This window comes from uncultured Flavobacterium sp. (assembly GCF_963974175.1).
Lineage (GTDB): Bacteria > Bacteroidota > Bacteroidia > Flavobacteriales > Flavobacteriaceae > Flavobacterium.
In genome coordinates, this window is the sequence record NZ_CAXBBR010000003.1 from 243034 (window position 1) to 261223 (window position 18190).

The 18190-nt window shown below is 37.1% G+C and carries 8 protein-coding genes; 2 read left to right on the forward strand and 6 right to left on the reverse strand.

The window, feature by feature from the left end:
• The first annotated feature begins 48 nt into the window (after positions 1–48).
• On the forward strand, positions 49–5850 hold the full coding sequence (locus AAC069_RS06300) for a PKD domain-containing protein (protein WP_339919629.1): 5802 nt from the start codon (positions 49–51) through the stop codon (positions 5848–5850).
• A 12-nt stretch (positions 5851–5862) separates the two neighbouring features.
• On the forward strand, positions 5863–6888 hold the full coding sequence (locus tag AAC069_RS06305; RefSeq protein ID WP_339919630.1) for a PorP/SprF family type IX secretion system membrane protein: 1026 nt from the start codon (positions 5863–5865) through the stop codon (positions 6886–6888).
• 635 nt (positions 6889–7523) lie between these two features.
• On the opposite strand, the gene AAC069_RS06310 is transcribed toward AAC069_RS06305, so the two are convergent.
• From AAC069_RS06310 to AAC069_RS06335, 6 genes are all read right to left on the reverse strand, one after another.
• The gene (locus AAC069_RS06310) at positions 7524–9140 is read right to left on the reverse strand and encodes an alpha-glucosidase (RefSeq protein ID WP_339919631.1); all 1617 of its coding nucleotides are present in this window, start codon (positions 9138–9140) and stop codon (positions 7524–7526) included.
• Between the two features lie 200 nt (positions 9141–9340).
• Positions 9341–11071 (reverse strand): hypothetical protein, encoded by a 1731-nt coding sequence (locus AAC069_RS06315; protein ID WP_339919632.1) that lies wholly within the window; start codon positions 11069–11071, stop codon positions 9341–9343.
• Complete coding sequence (locus AAC069_RS06320; protein ID WP_339919633.1) at positions 11064–12308, reverse strand: MFS transporter; 1245 nt, start codon at positions 12306–12308, stop codon at positions 11064–11066. The genes AAC069_RS06315 and AAC069_RS06320 overlap by 8 nt, the downstream gene beginning before the upstream one ends.
• The gene (locus AAC069_RS06325; protein ID WP_339919635.1) at positions 12308–13357 is read right to left on the reverse strand and encodes a glycoside hydrolase family 130 protein; all 1050 of its coding nucleotides are present in this window, start codon (positions 13355–13357) and stop codon (positions 12308–12310) included. The genes AAC069_RS06320 and AAC069_RS06325 overlap by 1 nt, the downstream gene beginning before the upstream one ends.
• A 133-nt stretch (positions 13358–13490) precedes the next feature.
• Positions 13491–14972 (reverse strand): RagB/SusD family nutrient uptake outer membrane protein, encoded by a 1482-nt coding sequence (locus AAC069_RS06330; protein WP_339919636.1) that lies wholly within the window; start codon positions 14970–14972, stop codon positions 13491–13493.
• A 23-nt stretch (positions 14973–14995) separates the two neighbouring features.
• Positions 14996–18061 (reverse strand): TonB-dependent receptor, encoded by a 3066-nt coding sequence (locus AAC069_RS06335; protein ID WP_339919637.1) that lies wholly within the window; start codon positions 18059–18061, stop codon positions 14996–14998.
• Between the last annotated feature and the right edge of the window lie 129 nt (positions 18062–18190).

Sequence of the window (18190 nt, forward strand, 5' to 3'; positions counted from 1 at the left end):
TTAATATTTAAGATTGAAATATAATTACCCTAGCAGCAAAATACCTTTATGAAAATCCTTTACAAGATTATATTTTTTTTCATCCTAGTAAATAACGGATGTGTTTTAAGTGCTAGAAATAGTGACACATACATTGAGAAAACGAAAAAGACCGGAGCTTCCTTAAGTATTTTGAATAATTTAGCAGTGCCTTCCGCAACTATTTCAGGAACAACAACTGTTTGTCAAAATGCAGCACAACCACAAATAACGTTTACAGGCTCAGGGGGAACAGCTCCTTATACTTTTACTTACAAAATTAACGGCGGTAGCAATTTAACGATTGTGACAACAGCAACCACTAATTCGGTTACGCTAAATATCTCAACAGCAACGGTTACAACGCTAAATTACAATTTAATTAGTGTTCAAGACGCCAGTATCCCTATTACCACACAACCTAGCTCTGACAGTGCGATTGTCACTGTAAAAGCTTCTCCAGATGCAACTTTGGGAGGGACTGGATCTGGAAGCGTATTTACCGGACTCCCTGTTTTTAAAATCTGTAGTAATACCACTTCAACATTTACTTTTTCTAACGCAACATCAACGTCTACTCTTAATACCAATTACTCGATAAATTGGGGTGATGGGACAACTGATTTTAATTCAACCTCATGGTCAACCGTATCTCACACATATCCTATAGGTCTTTGGAAACTTGTTTATACTATTAAGGGAAGTAATGGATGTGATACAGTTAAAAATTATATTGTTTTTGTTGGTTCAAATCCTGCCGTCTCTTTAGGAAATCCTGGAAATACAGATATTTGCAATTCAAGTTCCCTTACTTTCCCTATTACTGGGACAACTAATAATCCTCCTGGAACAACTTATACAGTAACATTTAATGATGGATCCCCGCCAGAAGTTTTTAATCATCCACCACCGTCTAGTGTAACTCACACTTTTTTAAAATCTTCATGTGGGATAACTAGTTCTGATGGAAGCAATTCGTATCCAAATTCTTTCTCTGCAAATATCGTCGCCACAAATCCGTGTAACACATCCTCTGTTGGTGTTGTGCCTATTTATGTCTCAACAGCACCAGTTGCGGACTTTACACTTCCACCATCTGCATGTACTGGTACGACAGTTTGTATGACAAATATATCAACTGGAGCAAATGAAATTAACAGTGGTACTTGCAATTCCTCCGCAAAAATAACTTGGACCATTTCTCCATCTACAGGTTATTCTATAAATAGCGGAAGTTTGGGTAATGACTTTAACTCTTCGGACCCTAACTTATGGGTAGCAGGTTCAAATACCCTGTGCCTTAATTTTTCTAATTCCGGAACATATACCATTACGATAAAAACAGCGAACAGATGTGGTTTTGATACAAAAGTAAAGACAATCTGCATAGAACCGCCTCTTGTCCCCTCTTTTACTCTAAATAACTACTCTGGCTGCTCTGCTCTCACAACAACAGCAACGAACACCACCACCATAGCAACAAATTCTTGTAGTCCTCCATCCTATGTTTGGAGTGTAACCTATGCTTCTGCCTATTGTGGCACCAACATTACACCTATTCCAAATCAAACTACAACAAATGCTTCTTTCAATTTCACGGAACCGGGAACCTATACCATTAAGCTTACAGCAAGAAATGCCTGTTCTACTCCACAAATAGCAACACAAGTTGTAACGGTAAAAAAACCACCAACAGTAAGTATTAATCCAATTACCTCTCTTTGTCAATCGCAACCAACGACATCTATTACTCCTGCGGCAAGTACCACTAATTGCGGTACCCAAGCCCTAACCTATGCTTGGAGTTTTCCAGGAGGTTTACCAACAACTTCAACTTCTGCAATTCCTGAAACTATTAGTTATGCTACCACAGGAACTTTCACTGTTTCATTGTCAGTTACAAATGAATGTGGAACAACGACAGCAACTAATAAAACTTTTACAATCAATCCTTCGCCTACAATAACAGGAAATCTATTTTCATGTGTTGGATTCACTTCACAATTAACGGGTTCGACAACTGCCGCTACAACTAGTCCTTGGACATCTTCCAATCCATCAGTAGCAACTATTAGTTCGACTGGCTTAGTAACAGGAATTTCGGGAGGAACCACAACCATTACTTATACCAATTCTAGTAATTGTAAAACTACAGAATTGTTTACAGTAAATTCGGCACCTACCATAACTCAACCGCTTTCTAGTACCATTTGTCTAGGAGGAACTCCCAATGTTCTGTCTGTTACTGTTAGTGGGGCTACTAGTACTCCAATGTATCAATGGTATTCAAATACAGACAATAATACAAGTAGTGGTACTGTTATCACTGGAGAAACCAATTCAAACTACACTCCTCCATCGACCATTGCAGGTAAAATATATTACTATTGCGTTATTACCTTATCTTCTGGAGGATGTTCAGAAATTAAGTCTAACACTGCAGCGGTAACGATACTGGCTAATGCTACAATAACTTCACAACCTTTAACTACTCAGAATCTTTGCGTTGGCGTTACCATACCCTCACCTCTATCAATCAACAATACCGGAGGAACGGGAAATTCTTCCTACCAATGGTATTCGAATAATACTAATAATACAACAACAGGAACTGAAATCACTGGAGCAACAAGCTCCACATATACAATGCCTATTTTTACAGCCCCTGGCAACTATTTTTTCTATGCAGTAGTATCATTAAACGGGAATGGCTGTGTACCCGCAACAAGCAATGTAGCCGAAATTATTATCTATGCTGACCCTATAATCTCATCGCAACCAATCTCCTCACAAAATTTATGTCTAGGGGCCACTCCGGCAAATTTAGAGGTTAATGCAACTGGCGGTAATGGAGCATTTTCCTATCAATGGTATAGCAAGACAACAAATTCAAATTCTGGCGGCACAGTAATTGCCGATGCTACTAACAGCAGTTTTTCTCCACCTACCAATGTCATTGGCACAAAATATTATTATTGTATAGTCGTCCAAAATAGCACATTAGGTTGCAGCGTTACAAGTACAACCGCAGCAATTATTGTAAATTCTACAGCAACAATTACAAAGCAACCAGATTCGAGTACTTCATGTTTAGGCGGAACTCCTCCAACCCTATCGGTAGCTTATAGCAATGGAGTAGGAACAGCCTCTTATCAATGGTACTCTAATACTACCAACACTTTGACTGGAGGTACAGCAATTACTACTGCAACAACGGCTAACTTTAGTCCTCCCAATACTGTCGTTGGTACTGCCTACTATTACTGTGTCATCACACTGTCATCAGGCGGCTGTTCTAATTTAACATCTTCAATTGCTGAGGTGGTAATCAATCAAAACCCTGTTATATCCTCAAAAACAACACTAATATGTAGCGGAAATTCATTTACAGTCGCTCCGCAAAATTCTGCCGGGGATATCGTTCCAAATAACACTTTATTCAGTTGGACAACCCCTATTGTTTCTCCATTTGGTGTAATTACAGGCGCAGTATCTCAACCAACGCCTCAACCGACAATAAGCCAAACATTAGTAAATTCCTCTTCAAATCCTGCTACTGTTTCCTATACGGTTACACCAATTTCCGGACTTTGCAAAGGCAATACATTTACAATTATGGTTACCGTAAACCCTTCCATTTCATCTACTGTTACTTTAACAAACAGTACTTGTTTTGGTGCCAACAATGGTGAAATTCAAACTAGTAGCACTGGAGGAATACCATTCAGTACAGGGCCATCTTACACCTACAGTTGGACCGGACCAAACGGATTTAACTCATCTGCGTCTAACATTTCAAATTTGGCTCCTGGGAATTATGACCTTTCCATTTCAGATGCTGGTGGTTGTCCTATTACTAAAACCTATACGATCACAGAACCTAATGATATTATTATTGGTACTGATTTGCATAAAAATGTTAGTTGTTTTAATAAGGCAGATGGTTCAGTTGCAATCACAGTCTCGGGCGGTACCTTGAACTATTCTTACGCTTGGACGAAAAACGGAAGCCCTTATTCAATCGCAGAAGACTTAGCTAATTTAGCTCCTGGAATATATGTCCTTTCAGTTTCTGATGCTAAAAATTGCGGTCCTAAAACAGCCTCTTTTACTATAACTGAACCTCCTATTTTGGATGTAACGCTAACTAGTAAAACCGATTTATTGTGTTCAGGACATCCAACCGGAGCAATTGCTATAAATGTTGTTGGTGGCACAGCACCCTACAACTATGCTTGGACAGGACCAAATGGTTTTACAAGTTCCAATAAAGACTTAGACGCCATTGCAGCTGGAACATATAATTTGGTAGTAACCGATAATTCGGGTTGTTCAAAAACATTAAGTGTTACCTTAAGCCAACCATCTGAAATTATTATTACCGCGACCACAACTCCCATTATCTGTTATGGCGATAACGATGCATCCATTAGAATTGCCGTATCTGGCGGTCTTGCACCCTATCAAATATTATGGAGTAATCTAGGAAGTAGTACTTTCCAGGACAATCTATCCGCTGGGGATTATTTGATTACCGTTACAGATTCTAATAATTGTGTAAAAACATTGAATGTAAATATCCCCGAAGCGCCCATTTTCACAATCAATCCGGTTGTTAAAAACATCAGTTGTTTTGGTAATAATAATGGTAGTATTAATCTAAATCTAGTGGGTGGTATCGCTCCCGTGAAACTGGTGTGGGATGATAATGCCACGGCTGGAAATGTCAGAAATAATTTGGGGCCTGGTTCTTACACAGTAACAATTGTTGACAGCAAGCCTTGTACGATCAAAAGAACTTTTATCATATTGGAACCTCAATTATTAGTTCTTTCGGCCAATGTCACCAATGCCTTTGATTGTGACAATGCCAATAGCGGGGCGATAAACCTCCTTGTTGCTGGCGGTACAGCTCCATTTAGCTATGCCTGGTCTAACGGTGCTACAACTGAAGATTTAGCCAATATCCCCGCAGGAAACTATATGGTTACTGTAAAAGACGCTAATGGTTGCTCACAACAGGCGCAATACAGTATCAACAGGCCACCAGCTATAGTAATTGGGGTGGTCACCAAAACCGAATTTGACTGTGCTGCTAAATACATCAAACAAAATTTTGTAGCCCAAGTTTCTGGCGGTGTTCCTCCCTACTTGTTCGAGTGGTCAAGCGGAACCGTTAGTGGTGCGAACAACGAAATTATGAATACCAGTCAAAATGGAACTGCGATACTTTACGTAACTGATGCTATTGGATGTAAAGCAAATTACTCCTTCAATGTTAAGTTGCAATCCCTTGGTACACCTTCCTACAATACAAGTTCATATTTCTATTCCTCTTATGGCAATTATTCCATAAATGATCCGATTCAGTTCACCAATACTGCCACAGGAGATTATATTAGCGTGGCTTGGGATTTTGGAGACGGCAGCGTTTCTGCAGAACCTAACCCGGTGCATACCTTCATAAATCCAAAAGATTATGTTGTAACCCAAACGGTAACCTACCCTTTCGGATGCATATATGTGCAAAAAATCACCTTTATCGTTGAAAAAGGATATTTATTGGTAGTTCCGAACGCTTTTACTCCAAACAATGATAACATTAATGACACATTAAGACCCGTAACTAAGGCTTTAAAAAACGTTCGCTTGGATATCTATGACACCTGGGGTTCGCTGATATATTCAGAAACAGGGGAAATTTTACGAGGATGGGATGGTAAAATAAAAGGACAGAATGCGGAAAACGGTAATTACTTCTGTAAGGTCAGTGGTGAAACTTTTTACGGAACTATTGTCAATGTCAATCACCCATTTGTATTAATAAAATAAGCCCCAATTAGAATGAAATTAAAATTTATTTTATTTATCGTGTTAACTTCTTTATCCATTACAGAAGTGAAAGCACAGGACCCCGTTTTTACCCAATACTTTTTGGTTCCTGAAACACTAAACCCTGCATTTGCGGGAACTTTAATAACTGGATATGCTGGACTTATTCACCGATCTCAATGGCCAAATGAGACCAGACGAATCGATACTGAATATGCATTCGTTAACGGTCCAATTGGTCCTGAAAGAAATATGGGCTTAGGTCTATCTATTTTAAATCAACGCGAAGTATTTACTAATTATAATTATGTTCAGGTCAATGGGGTGTATTCCTACAATGTTAATCTAAATGATGATTGGAGACTTCGATTAGGATTGGAAGCAGGTTATGGACGCAAAAACTTTAATTTTAGCAGTCTTTTATTCGAAGATCAAATCAATACCAATGACGGTACTACCAGCGGTGGAAGTGCTGATCCTGGTGCTTTAAACGCGAATGAGAAGATTGATCTTCTGGACATCTCCTCAGGTGTATTACTCTACAGTGACCAAGCTTGGTTTGGTGCTTCCTTAAAACATTTAAATAAACCAAACATTGCTTTTATAGCAGATGGCGCAGTTCCGTTGGAAATGTTTTTAAGCGTTCATTCCGGTTATTCAATAAGTTTGGATGATACCCATTTAAATTTCTTTCCTGATCAAACAAATTTGTTACTAACTGCCAGTTATATGCGACAAGCACAATACAACAGATTAGATTTCGGTACAGCACTCGAATTCAAACCACTAATTTTAGGAGTGCTTGCGGCAACAAATCCAGAAGGGAAAAGCAATAATAGTCACTTTCTAACGTCTGTAAATCTATTTGGCTCTATTCAGTTAGATCGTTTTGTATTAGGTTACTCCTATGATATTAACACTTCAAAACTAGGGAATACCCAAGGCGTACATGAACTTTCATTGACATGGCAATTTGGTCGCGACTGCTCAAGTTGTGATAATTATTTGGTAAAAAAACCTTGGGGAAGAAATTATTAAGAGCAATTTTAATCACAACAATAACCCTAGTTCTCTCTACGCTATGCACCTAAGACTTTTTATAAATACGACACACTAAATGAAACAGCAATATCACCAACAGTGGGTATTGGTTAAATAAATTATTGTGCGTTAATTTACAACCAGCAAACAGTTGGTGCAGCATTGTATTCTTTGACTTTCTAGCGCATCAATGATAAAAATCTACAAAGTGAACAGTTCTAAAGTGTATGTTGAAAGTATATTAGAATTAATAAGCAACATAGGCACGGATTACAAATCAGCGCTAGCGGTTTTAATCGACAATATATTTGCGAATTGTTTGGTCATTCCAGTAGCAAAACAACTGCCATCTACACCCAACTAATCACAAAAAACCTACTGCAAGCAAATAGTCCACTAGATGATTTATAAGATAATTATTATATATTTGATTATAGATAAAGTCAGACTTTAGTCAGACCTATATACTAGCTATCTTCAATTTTACCACAATTAATATTAAAATATAGCAATATCGTAGCAGTTAATAACGAAAATATACTTCCATTCTTTACAAGAAATAAAAGATGCTTGAGTCACTTGTAAAACTTAAACGCTATAATTTTTAGACTGCAGGTTGAATTAGAATTACATTAGTTTTTATAAATAAGAATCCCATTTGTTTTAAGCTTGGTGTTTCCAATCAGTATTTTAGTTCCTGCAGGAAGTTGTATTCGTTTTTCTGCACCAAAGTTTATTTTCACCATAATGGTATCTCCTTCAAAAAAACGGCTAAATGAAATTTGGTTATCGGTTAATTCCAGTTTATCATATATTCCGTATTGCAAAGCTTTTTCCTTATTTCTTAAGACTATCAACTCTTTATATTTATTTAATATCGAATGCTGTTCCTTTTCCATATTTTGAACATTGATTTCCTTGTAATCAGAATTAATCTTAATCCAAGGTTTCCCTTTTGAAAAACCCGCGAATGCATCACCATTCCATTGCATTGGACTGCGTGATTTATCCCGATTGTTTTTGTTTCCTTCTAGCAGTGCTTCTTCTGGATATTTGCCTTTATCCAATGCCAATTGATAGTGGGTTTTCCCTTGGATATCGACCATTTCATCCATGCTTTCAGCCGTGATATTATGCATTCCAATTTCTTCTCCATAATATATAAAAGGAACTCCTTTTGCTGTGAGAATTAAAGCCGCTAAAGCGACTGTCTTCTCTGGAGAACCATCGGCAAGTCTATCCATCATTCGAGGCATATCATGACTCCCAAAAAACAACGTAGGGTAGTTTTGCATGTTTTTTTCCATACTTTGCAATTCATCATATATTTTTTGTGTCGAGAATTCGTTAATGCTTCCAAAGTTAAAATTAAATACAACATCCAATAGTTCAGGGGATTGATATTGCTTTAAAATTTCTATTTTATCGCTTCCTATTTCTCCCACAATAAAGCGATCGTCATACTCGTTAACAACCGATTTTATTGATTTCATAGCAGTCTTTACCCCTTTTTGATTAATGTCGTTAAGATGCTCCTGTATTCCGTCTTTTATGGGGTTGTCTTTTGCGATTCCATCTGTGGTGAGAAAATTGATCACGTCCAAGCGGAAGCCATCGACACCCATATCCAGCCAAAATCGTAACACGTTTTGAATTTCGGCAACCACCTTAGGGTTTCCCCAATTGAGATCGGCCATTTTTTTGTCAAATTGATGGTAGTAATATTGGTTTGTCGTTTTGTCCAATTCCCAGGCGGAACCTCCAAAAAAAGATTCCCAATTGTTGGGTTGATCTTTCCAGATGTAATAATTTCGATACGGATTGTCTTTTGATTTTCGAGACTCCCTGAACCATTTGGAATCGGTTGAAGTATGGTTCACCACTAAATCCATGATTATTTTTATATCCTTTTTGTGAGCCTCCTTCAAGAATGTTTTAAAGTCATCAAGTGTGCCATAAGTGGGGTCCACCTTGTAATAATTGGAAACATCATAACCATTGTCGACTTTGGGAGATTCTAAAAAAGGAGTCAGCCAAATTCCTTTTACGCCCAGACTCTGAATGTAGTCTAACTTTGAGACCAATCCTTTAAAATCGCTAAAACCATCTCCATTGGAGTCTTTATAGCTGGGCATATAGATTTCGTAGAATACCGTTTCTTTCCACCACACTTTATCCGAAGGAGTTTTTTTCTCTTTATTGCAGGAAAACAGTAGAAAAAGAAGTGAAAGTAGTATCGTTTGTTTCATAGTTTCGATTTGAGTTTATACCTTTTTAAGGGTCTGTATTCTTACAAGTTTTTTTTATTTCGAATATTATAGCTTTCTTAAAATTGTATGTAATATAGAAAATGGACGAGTAACTTACTGCAGTCATCGTCCATTTCTGATAGTAATTAATGAAACAGATTGCCGCTTTCAGTAATTTTATTTTCTATTGAAAGAATACTTTACAAATAGGAAACCACAATATTATTAGCGTAATATTTTCCATCCTTTAAGACAATCTTAGAACGGGAAGGGATTTCAATAATTAACCTTGAAGAAAGCGCTGGTATATTTATTTTCTCCACTTTAGAAACGTTTTTCAATAGGACTTTATGCGATATAGCATCATATAAATCTACGTTTGTAGTCGTTTTAGTGTGGTAAGTCACCGTTTTTTCTCCATCAAAAGGATTGTACATTAGAAAAGTAGGGTAGGCTTCGTCACGGTAAAAGTCAGTAGCCAGACAGTTTAGCTTTAAAATTTCAGGAACATCTGTTTTTTCAATGATGGCACCTGCTATTCCTACATGTCCACTTCCGTATACACTAAATTGGGAAACATCAGGGTTTCCTTCAATCCAGTTTGGACCGTCACCAATAGCAACAGGAGCTTGCAAGTTTTCATATTTTTTAAGGTGTGATTTTTTGATCAAACCTTCATAAGCAATCACTCCTTTGGTATGTTGTTTTTCTTCAGGTATCGTTTGGTGTTCATCGGCTATCTCATAAGGATAAAAGAATTTGATGGCATTACTGGCATTCAGCATCCATTTTCCAACTACATTGGCATATCGTGGATCGTAACGAACCATAGGTACTAATGGCCACATAGAATCATAGGTATTCATCAAAAAGGCAAAACCTCCATGATCTACCGTACTTCCCATTAAGCCAGAAACATCGTATCCGTTCCAGTTATCGAGTAACATTCCCCACCCTTCTCTACATTCTGGCGTGCCGTTGAAAGTCCAATCCAGAATTTTTGAGTACTCATAATTTCTACCTTCTTCTGCATTTAAACGAGCGGCTACATAGGCTCCAAAAGGCATCAATATTTCATAATAGCGATTATCTTTTTGGTTTAATAATGCTTGTAAGGAAGATTCAGCACCTTTTAAATATTTAGGGTCGTTGAACTTTTGATAAGCTGAATACAGCACATAAGCATGACCCGCAGCAACATCTTCTTGTTTGCAAATCCAATTGTCTTTAGGTTCTAGTGTTGAATAATCAAAAAACGAATGCTGGTAATTCCCTGCCATTGTAGAATCGGCTTTATAGAATTTATCTGCAACGGAACGTTGAATATCTGAATAGTCTTTTTCATTTGGATAGAAATCAGCAACGGCATAGAACATCAAATTGGGATATACGTCATACCACCAGTCCCTTGCGTAACCGCCTCCAAGAAGTGCCACTTCCGGGGAAGTATTATTCATGATAATATTCCACTTGGTATCGCTGTTGTAATAATTTTTCAGCATCCCAACGTAGTCCTTTCCGTTTTGGTTGGACTTGTCTATTCCCACTAGACTAGCGCCCATCACAGACCCAATACTGGCTAGTGATTCATGGAAAATCCCTTTGTGATGTTCAACACCTTGTCTTACATCTCCCATAGCAGTGTAAATTCCAAAGGTTTCCTGATCAAAGTTCTTGCGAGAGTCATCTTTCCAGATTAGTGGCCAATATTTACCAGTTTGACTGACGTCATACACTTTAGCATCGTAGTCTTTTGCCAATTGGTTAAAATCAAGTATTTTAAACGGTTTTGGAAAATTGGGCATATCTGAAATGCGCTGTATTGATTGCTGTTTTACAGCAGGAATCACTGCAATCGTAGATTGAGTTGTATTACAAGAACTTAAGCTAATACAGAGAAAGAGAACTATTAAATGAATTGTTTTATACATCTTTATTTTCTAGTTTAGATTGTTGATCCAAAAGTTGTTTGGCGATTAAGATTGAGAGTAATTGAATTACGGCGATGATTAATAAGGCATATCTCAAGGCGTCATCTGCATTTCCGAAATAGGCAATACCTAAGAAAGTACCAGCACCTAAAAGACGTCCCACATATAATCCGAATTCATGATTTAAGATATATGAAAATTCATTTCTATTTTCAATTACAGACAATATATCAATGACTTTCAATTGAATAGGAAAATACGCAATATCAAGAATAGGCCTTGCTATTAACAATAGGAATATAAAGATAATTACTCCTGTTGAGTTAAACATCAATGTATTGAAAAAGGAGGCTAAAAAGAAAAAGATAAGCCCTATACTAAAAATCACCAATCGATGTTTAGGTGACGATAGTTTACCAAGAATCAACATAATCACTGCAGCGATAATGGCTCCTACAGATTGTGCAGTTCCCAATGCCCCTTCAGAAGCAAAAAATTTCATCATAAGCATGGCTGGAGCTGTTACGATAAATCCTTGCGCTAGTCCTTTTAAAACAGCCATTTGAAGCATTTTTGTCCAAAGTTTATGAAACTTGAAATAGAGGAATTTCTCATTCCTAGGTTTTTCATAATCACCAAAATGAAATACAATGGAAGCAAGAATAGTGAATATAAAAACCACTCCGGTAACGACTCTATATCCTGAATTCACGCTTTCATTTGAGGTTGAATCACTACCGTTCATCAGGTACCAGCCAATAATTACGGGTACGATAACGGCGGTTAAAGTATAGAAAAAGGTGTCTAGTCCGTAATAGAAATTTCGCGTTTTATCAGTTGTCGTAGCAAGCACGAGATAATCCCTATTAGCCCAATACAAACCAAAAGACATTCCCATTATCAATCCTGCTGAAATTAATCCAGTATAACTGATTTCCTCTAAAGACATCATATATACCATAGAAACGCCGCTCAATAGCATCCCAATGGAGAATAGCTTTTTGATATTAACGGTATTCAATAAAAAACCATTTATAAAAAAGGTAATTGGGATACCTGTATAAATAGCTAATTGATACATCATTACTTTAGATGGATCATTAGAGTTTCGCATGATGTAAGAAGCTACAAAAATGTCAATTACTGGTAAAACAAACGCGTAAATTAAGTTGGTTAAGATTAAAATCTTGGTGCTCCTGGAAAAATCCTTGAGTCCTATTTTTGCTAGTTTTTCCATTATACGTTTAGTGTTTTTAAGATTTCTGCAATGGAGAACGTGGCTAAGCCAACAAATTCATCGGCCGCACCATAATACATTTGTATTTCATCTCCATCAACGATATGTCCATTGGTAAAAATCACTTCACCAAAAAACCCCGTCCTTTCATAAGTTTCCGTTGGCACCATAATGGGCTCTTCTGAGCGGGCTATAACAATAGAAGGGTCTTTCAGGTCTAATAAAAGAGCTCCTAAACAATACCTGTTTTCTTTGGTGGCCCCATGATAAATTTCTAACCAGCCTTTCTCCGTTTTTATTGGGGCAGCTCCTGCTCCTAAACGTTTGCTGTCAAATTTTCCTTCACGAGTTTTCGCAATACATTTATGGTTTCCCCAATGCACGCCATCAGGAGATTCTGCCAACCAAATATAATTACCACCCAGTTCAGGACTGCTTGGACGGTGTAAGGCATAAAATTTATCATTGAATTTTTCTTCAAAAATGGCACAATCTTTATTGTGCGGACTAAAAATCATTCCTTTTTTCTCAAAAGTTTTCCAGTCGGTTGTGGTTCTAAGCCCAACACCAACACCATTTGAAGAAACCATGGTGTAAGTAAGATGATAGGTATCTTCAATTTTAGATACACGGCAGTCTTCTATACCATATGATTCGTATTCTCCTTCTCCAAAAAGAGAAGTATAGCCAGGGTTTTCCTTAAAATCAACTCCATTATCACTCCAAACCAATCGTAAGTGAGATATGGTTGTGAGGTAATCTACCCCATCGTATTGGATCACTCTAGAGTCTGAAGCATTCAATTTTGGATCGTCAAGCTTAAAATCTAAAATTTCAACCCTTCCGCTATTATTGTAAATTGGAACAGATAATAGACCTTCTTTTTGGACTGTTCTTTCGGCTACTCTTACAAGTAACCCTGTTTTTCCATTGAATTCAAATGCCCCAGGATTAAGTAAGCATTCGATAATCATGTTCTCGTCACTTGCTTCTAAATCTTTGGGTGACAATATGGGATTGTTCTTATATCGATTAGCAATATCTGTCATATGTGTTTTTTTTATTTGATAAATCAAAAACCGTAAATGTATTTAGGAAAGAGTTTAAAAAAAGAGAAGTAGCAATTACCAATTAACTACTTCTCAATGGTATTAACCAAATTAAACAAACTTATTTTATATATTAATATCCTGCATTTTGTACTAAAAGACCAGCTGAAGCATCAATTTCTGACTGTGGTATTGGATACAACATATGCTTGTCCTGGAAGTTCTTTCCATGTGCTGTCATAACAGCCTTTGCAATTCCCCATCTTTTCAAGTCTAGCATCCGTTGGTTTTCAAAACCAAGTTCTGCTCTTCTTTCAGATATTAACCAGCCTTTGACAGTTGCTTTATCTGTAGAAGAAACTCTGTCTAGTAAAGTCCCAACAGGTGGAATTGTTCCTAAAGCAGTTACCGTAGTTCTTGCTCTAGCTCTTATTTTATTGATAATTGCAATTGCTCCAGTATAATCTCCAGTTTCATTAAGCGCTTCCGCTTTCCAAAGCAAGGCGTCAGCATAACGCATATACACTTTATTTGTTGGAGCATCATCATTCCCTTTGTTACCGCCATCAAGTGTTCCTAACATTTTATTTACATTTTGATTGGGAGCATCAACAGTGTATGATTTTCTTGGATCATTTGGTTCAAATGAATTTAGGAAATTGGTGCTCGGAGCAAAAAATCCCCAACCTAAAGGCGCACATATACCATTTCCACTTCTTGGAGTGGTATTGGATTGATGATCGTAAGAAAAAATAACTTCATTATCTGTATATTCTTTTGCAGTGCTGAAATTGTCAAAATAATTCGCGTTTAAGCTATACCCTAGTGGAGCTAACTCATCAACTAAAGTGATTACTTCTGACCATTTTTCAGTGTATAAAGCTGATTTTGCCTGAAGTGCAATTGCAGCTCCTTTAGAGACTCTCCATTTTTCAGTTGTCGAAGAATATTTTGAATTTGGTAATAAGCCTTTTGCTAAAGCTAAATCTGACTTTATACTATCCCAAACTAAACTTTTTTTCGCTCGTACGGCAAAATCAAAGGCTTCTTGATAGGTTTGAACAGAACCCAAAATTAATGGTACATCGCCAAAATTAGTAACTAGTGAAAAGTAATAATGTGCTCTTAAGAAATAAGCTTCCCCTAACAATTGGTTTTTTCTTGCTGCACTGATTCCTGTGATGGTCTCAATGTCTGGTTTCGTTAGGAATCCAATGGCGATATTGGTTCTTTTAATTCCTTCATAATCGTATTTCCACAGACCGTTTGGACCTCCATTAGTTGAAGTAAAGGTAAAATTATTGATATCATCCATCCAAACTTGATCTCCATCAGGACTCCATTTTTTCTCCATGTCGTCTGAAGCGATGTCTTGCATAACATAATCATTTTGAAACACAAGCCCTCCGTTCCAATCCCATTCGGCTAAAAGGTTCAATCGGTTAGATAATAATTGGTAAGATGAATTAACTGAAAGTTCTACTGAATTTAGGGTTGGAGTAGTGTTTGCCTGCTCCAAAGTTGTTGCGCCTATTGGATCAGAAGTAAGCTCATCCTGGCAACTTGTTAAAAACAGTATGCCCATTAACAGCATCGATTTTAATATGTTTTTCATAACTAAATATTTTAGATGTTTAATTAAAGTTTGATTTGGATTCCCAATAAATATGCTTTTGATTGCGGATAAGTTCCTTTGTCAATCAATGAGGTAGATTCTGGGTCCAGTCCGGTGTAATCAGTTATGGTAAAAAGGTTTTGACCAGAAGCATAAATACGTAGGTTCTTAACACCAATTGTTTTTGCATTAAAAGTATATCCTATTTCAATGTTTTTCAATCTCAAATAAGAAGCATCTTCAACAAATACGCTGGATACATTTCCACCTCCATTATTATTAAAAGTAAGTCTTGGTGTAGTGTTTGTAGATCCTTCGCCATTCCAGCTATCCAATACCGCAGTCGTGGAATTAAAAGGACGGCTATCGTAGTTTAATATTTGTTTCGAGTCGTTATAACGATCAACTCCGTTAACCCCTTGTAATAAGAAGGAAAAATCAAAACTTTTGTATTCCCCGGTAAAGGAGAAACCATAGGTTAATTTGGGGATAGGACTTCCAATAATCGCTCTGTCATCGGCATTAATTTGCCCATCTCCATTTATATCTTTAAATCGAATGTCTCCAGGTTGTGCATTATTCGAGTTTGCAAATAATTGAGTGCTTACCTCTCCGGCATTTTGGTAAATACCATCGAATACAAGCCCATAATAAGAACTGATTGGCTGTCCAACTTCAGTTTTTGTATGCGTACCGTCATCAATAATGCTTTTCACATAAGTTTGAAGTTTATCAACTCTGTTGGTTAGTGTAGCTACGTTTGCATTTACACTGTATTTGAATACATGATCATTATTTTGCAAATTAAGACCAAATTCAAATCCTTTATTACTTACTTCCCCAGCGTTTACAATAGTCTGGCTGATAACTCCTACAGAAACAGCCGGCAGGGTCACGCCCAATAAAATATCAGTTGTGTTCTTAACAAAGTAATCTGCCGTAAATGAAAGTTTATTGTTGAATGTACTCAAATCCACACCAAAGTTAGTTTGTGTTGTAGTTTCCCATTTTAAATCTGGATTTCCGTAACGAATTATGTTTACCACACCACCTGATGTGGAAACCAAAGTTTCATAGGCATTATTCGGTATTTCTTGGTTACCGGATTGTCCCCAACTTGCTCTTAATTTTAAGTTAGATAGCCAGTCTGCGTTTTGCAAGAAGTTTTCTCTGGAAACCAGCCAACCTGCAGAAACAGAAGGGAAATAACCCCATTTATTATTTGGTCCGAAACGAGAGGACGCATCGGCTCTTACTGTGGCTGTGACAAAATATTTATTGGCGTAGCCATAAGTACCTGATCCAAAGAAAGATTGCAGTGCCCAGTTATTTGCAGAACCGGAACTATAGGCATTTGTTGTATTACCGTAATCCAGATATCTGAAAGAGTTAGAGGTATTGTCGAAATTTTGTCTGCTACCACCTATAGCTGCCGATTTACTGTTGATATTTTCCATTCCAAGTAAAAAATCGACACTATGATTTTCGTTGATTGTTTTAGCGTAGCTCAAGGTGTTACTAAAAGTAAAAGTCATGTTTTGACCTCTGTTTTCATCCAGCCCATTCGGTCTGTTGTTTCTTCCCATACCATAATACTGGTTTCCCATATCACTGATGTTGGCATCTCCGAAGTTTTCGGCAAAATTCTTATTATGTGAAAATTGAATATCAACACCAATATTGCTTCTGAATTTTAAAGATTTATCTCCAAGGAAAGCATATTCACCAAATAGATTCCCAAATGTTTGGTAAGTATTGCGTTTGTCATCGGTAAAATGAACGATAGCAATCGGGTTTGAACTATACTCATAGTTTTTACTCCATCCATCATTAGGTCCAGTATAGAAAGGTAAATCGGTGTACGGATTACTGGCTGAATAGGTAGGGTCATTTACGTCCTTGTATACGCTCAAAACCGGCGGACGTATTAAGGCATGACGTATAATTCCTGGAGCATCACCGCTTGAAGATAATTTGTCTTGTTTTGCGTAGCTGATCTGAAGATTTGTTCCTACTTTGAAGCGATCTGAAACTTTAGCGTTGATGTTTGTTCTAAAATTAATACGTTGGTATTGATCGTGGTCTTCAGCCACAATTCCATCGATGCCGTAATAACCTGCAGAGATTAAATATTGAACATCTTCTGAACCACCACTTACTGCAGTTTGGAAGTTTTTAGAAATCCCCGTTGTGAACAATTCATCTTGCCAGTTTGTATCGGCCAAATCAGTTCTGCTTCTATCCGCCGCATATGGGCTAATCGCAGTCGCTGAATTCCCAGCTGTATTATGCCATGCTTCATCTTGCACGGTCAAATATTGGTCAGAATTCAACATTTCAGGAAGGTTTGTAGCCATATGGAACCCGGTAAAATAGTCTGTTGTAATAGTCGCTTTTCCTGTTTTTCCGCTTTTGGTTGTTATTAATACAACCCCTCCAGCAGCTCTTGCCCCATATATTGCACCGGCAGCAGCATCTTTCAATACGGTCAAAGACTTGATGTCAGATTGGTTAAGGAAAGAAATATCGCGTGTTGAAATACCGTCAACGACATACAATACATCATTGTTTCCAAGAGAGCCTTCTCCTCTGATACGAATTTTGATCCCGTCACCAGGGGCTCCGGTATTAGCGGCAACAAAAACACCAGCTACTTGTCCTTGGAGGGCTTGTGCTACATCTGCTACTTTTGTTTTTGCTAAATCATCTACATTAACAGTTGTTACAGCACTGCTAAGGGAAGACTTTTTTGCTGATGAATACCCTATAAGGATAACTTCATCCAGTAGCTGTGAATCTTGGGCTAAAGAAACATTAACAGTACTCATTCCGTTTACAGCAATCTCTTTTTTCATATAACCAATATAGCTAAAAACTAAAACAGCTTTAGGGCTTACATTCTTTAATGTATATTTTCCATCAAAATCAGTTATTGTACCTGTATTTGTTCCCTTAACAATAACATTTACTTGTGGTACTGGACCACTTTTATCAGTAACAATACCTGTAATGGTTTGTGCATTTATAACACTTGCTGATAGTATTGTTCCTAGTAAGAACAATTTATAAATAATACTTTTCTTCATCATAAGGAAGTGTTAGATTGATTAATAATTTGGTTAATTGTTTTCATGGTTTTAAATAGTTTAGATGATTTAAATTAATTTGTTTTGAGTTTTAATTAGATTTAATAATCAGTCCATAAAATTACTTATAGG

Bases quoted from the DNA above. Each gene is read 5' to 3' on its own strand.
- AAC069_RS06300 (WP_339919629.1), top strand. From the start codon at position 49: ATGAAAATCCTTTACAAGATTATATTTTTTTTCATCCTAGTAAATAAC.
- AAC069_RS06305 (WP_339919630.1), top strand. From the start codon at position 5,863: ATGAAATTAAAATTTATTTTATTTATCGTGTTAACTTCTTTATCCATT.
- AAC069_RS06310 (WP_339919631.1), bottom strand. From the start codon at position 9,140: ATGAAACAAACGATACTACTTTCACTTCTTTTTCTACTGTTTTCCTGC.
- AAC069_RS06315 (WP_339919632.1), bottom strand. From the start codon at position 11,071: ATGTATAAAACAATTCATTTAATAGTTCTCTTTCTCTGTATTAGCTTA.
- AAC069_RS06320 (WP_339919633.1), bottom strand. From the start codon at position 12,308: ATGGAAAAACTAGCAAAAATAGGACTCAAGGATTTTTCCAGGAGCACC.
- AAC069_RS06325 (WP_339919635.1), bottom strand. From the start codon at position 13,357: ATGACAGATATTGCTAATCGATATAAGAACAATCCCATATTGTCACCC.
- AAC069_RS06330 (WP_339919636.1), bottom strand. From the start codon at position 14,972: ATGAAAAACATATTAAAATCGATGCTGTTAATGGGCATACTGTTTTTA.
- AAC069_RS06335 (WP_339919637.1), bottom strand. From the start codon at position 18,061: ATGATGAAGAAAAGTATTATTTATAAATTGTTCTTACTAGGAACAATA.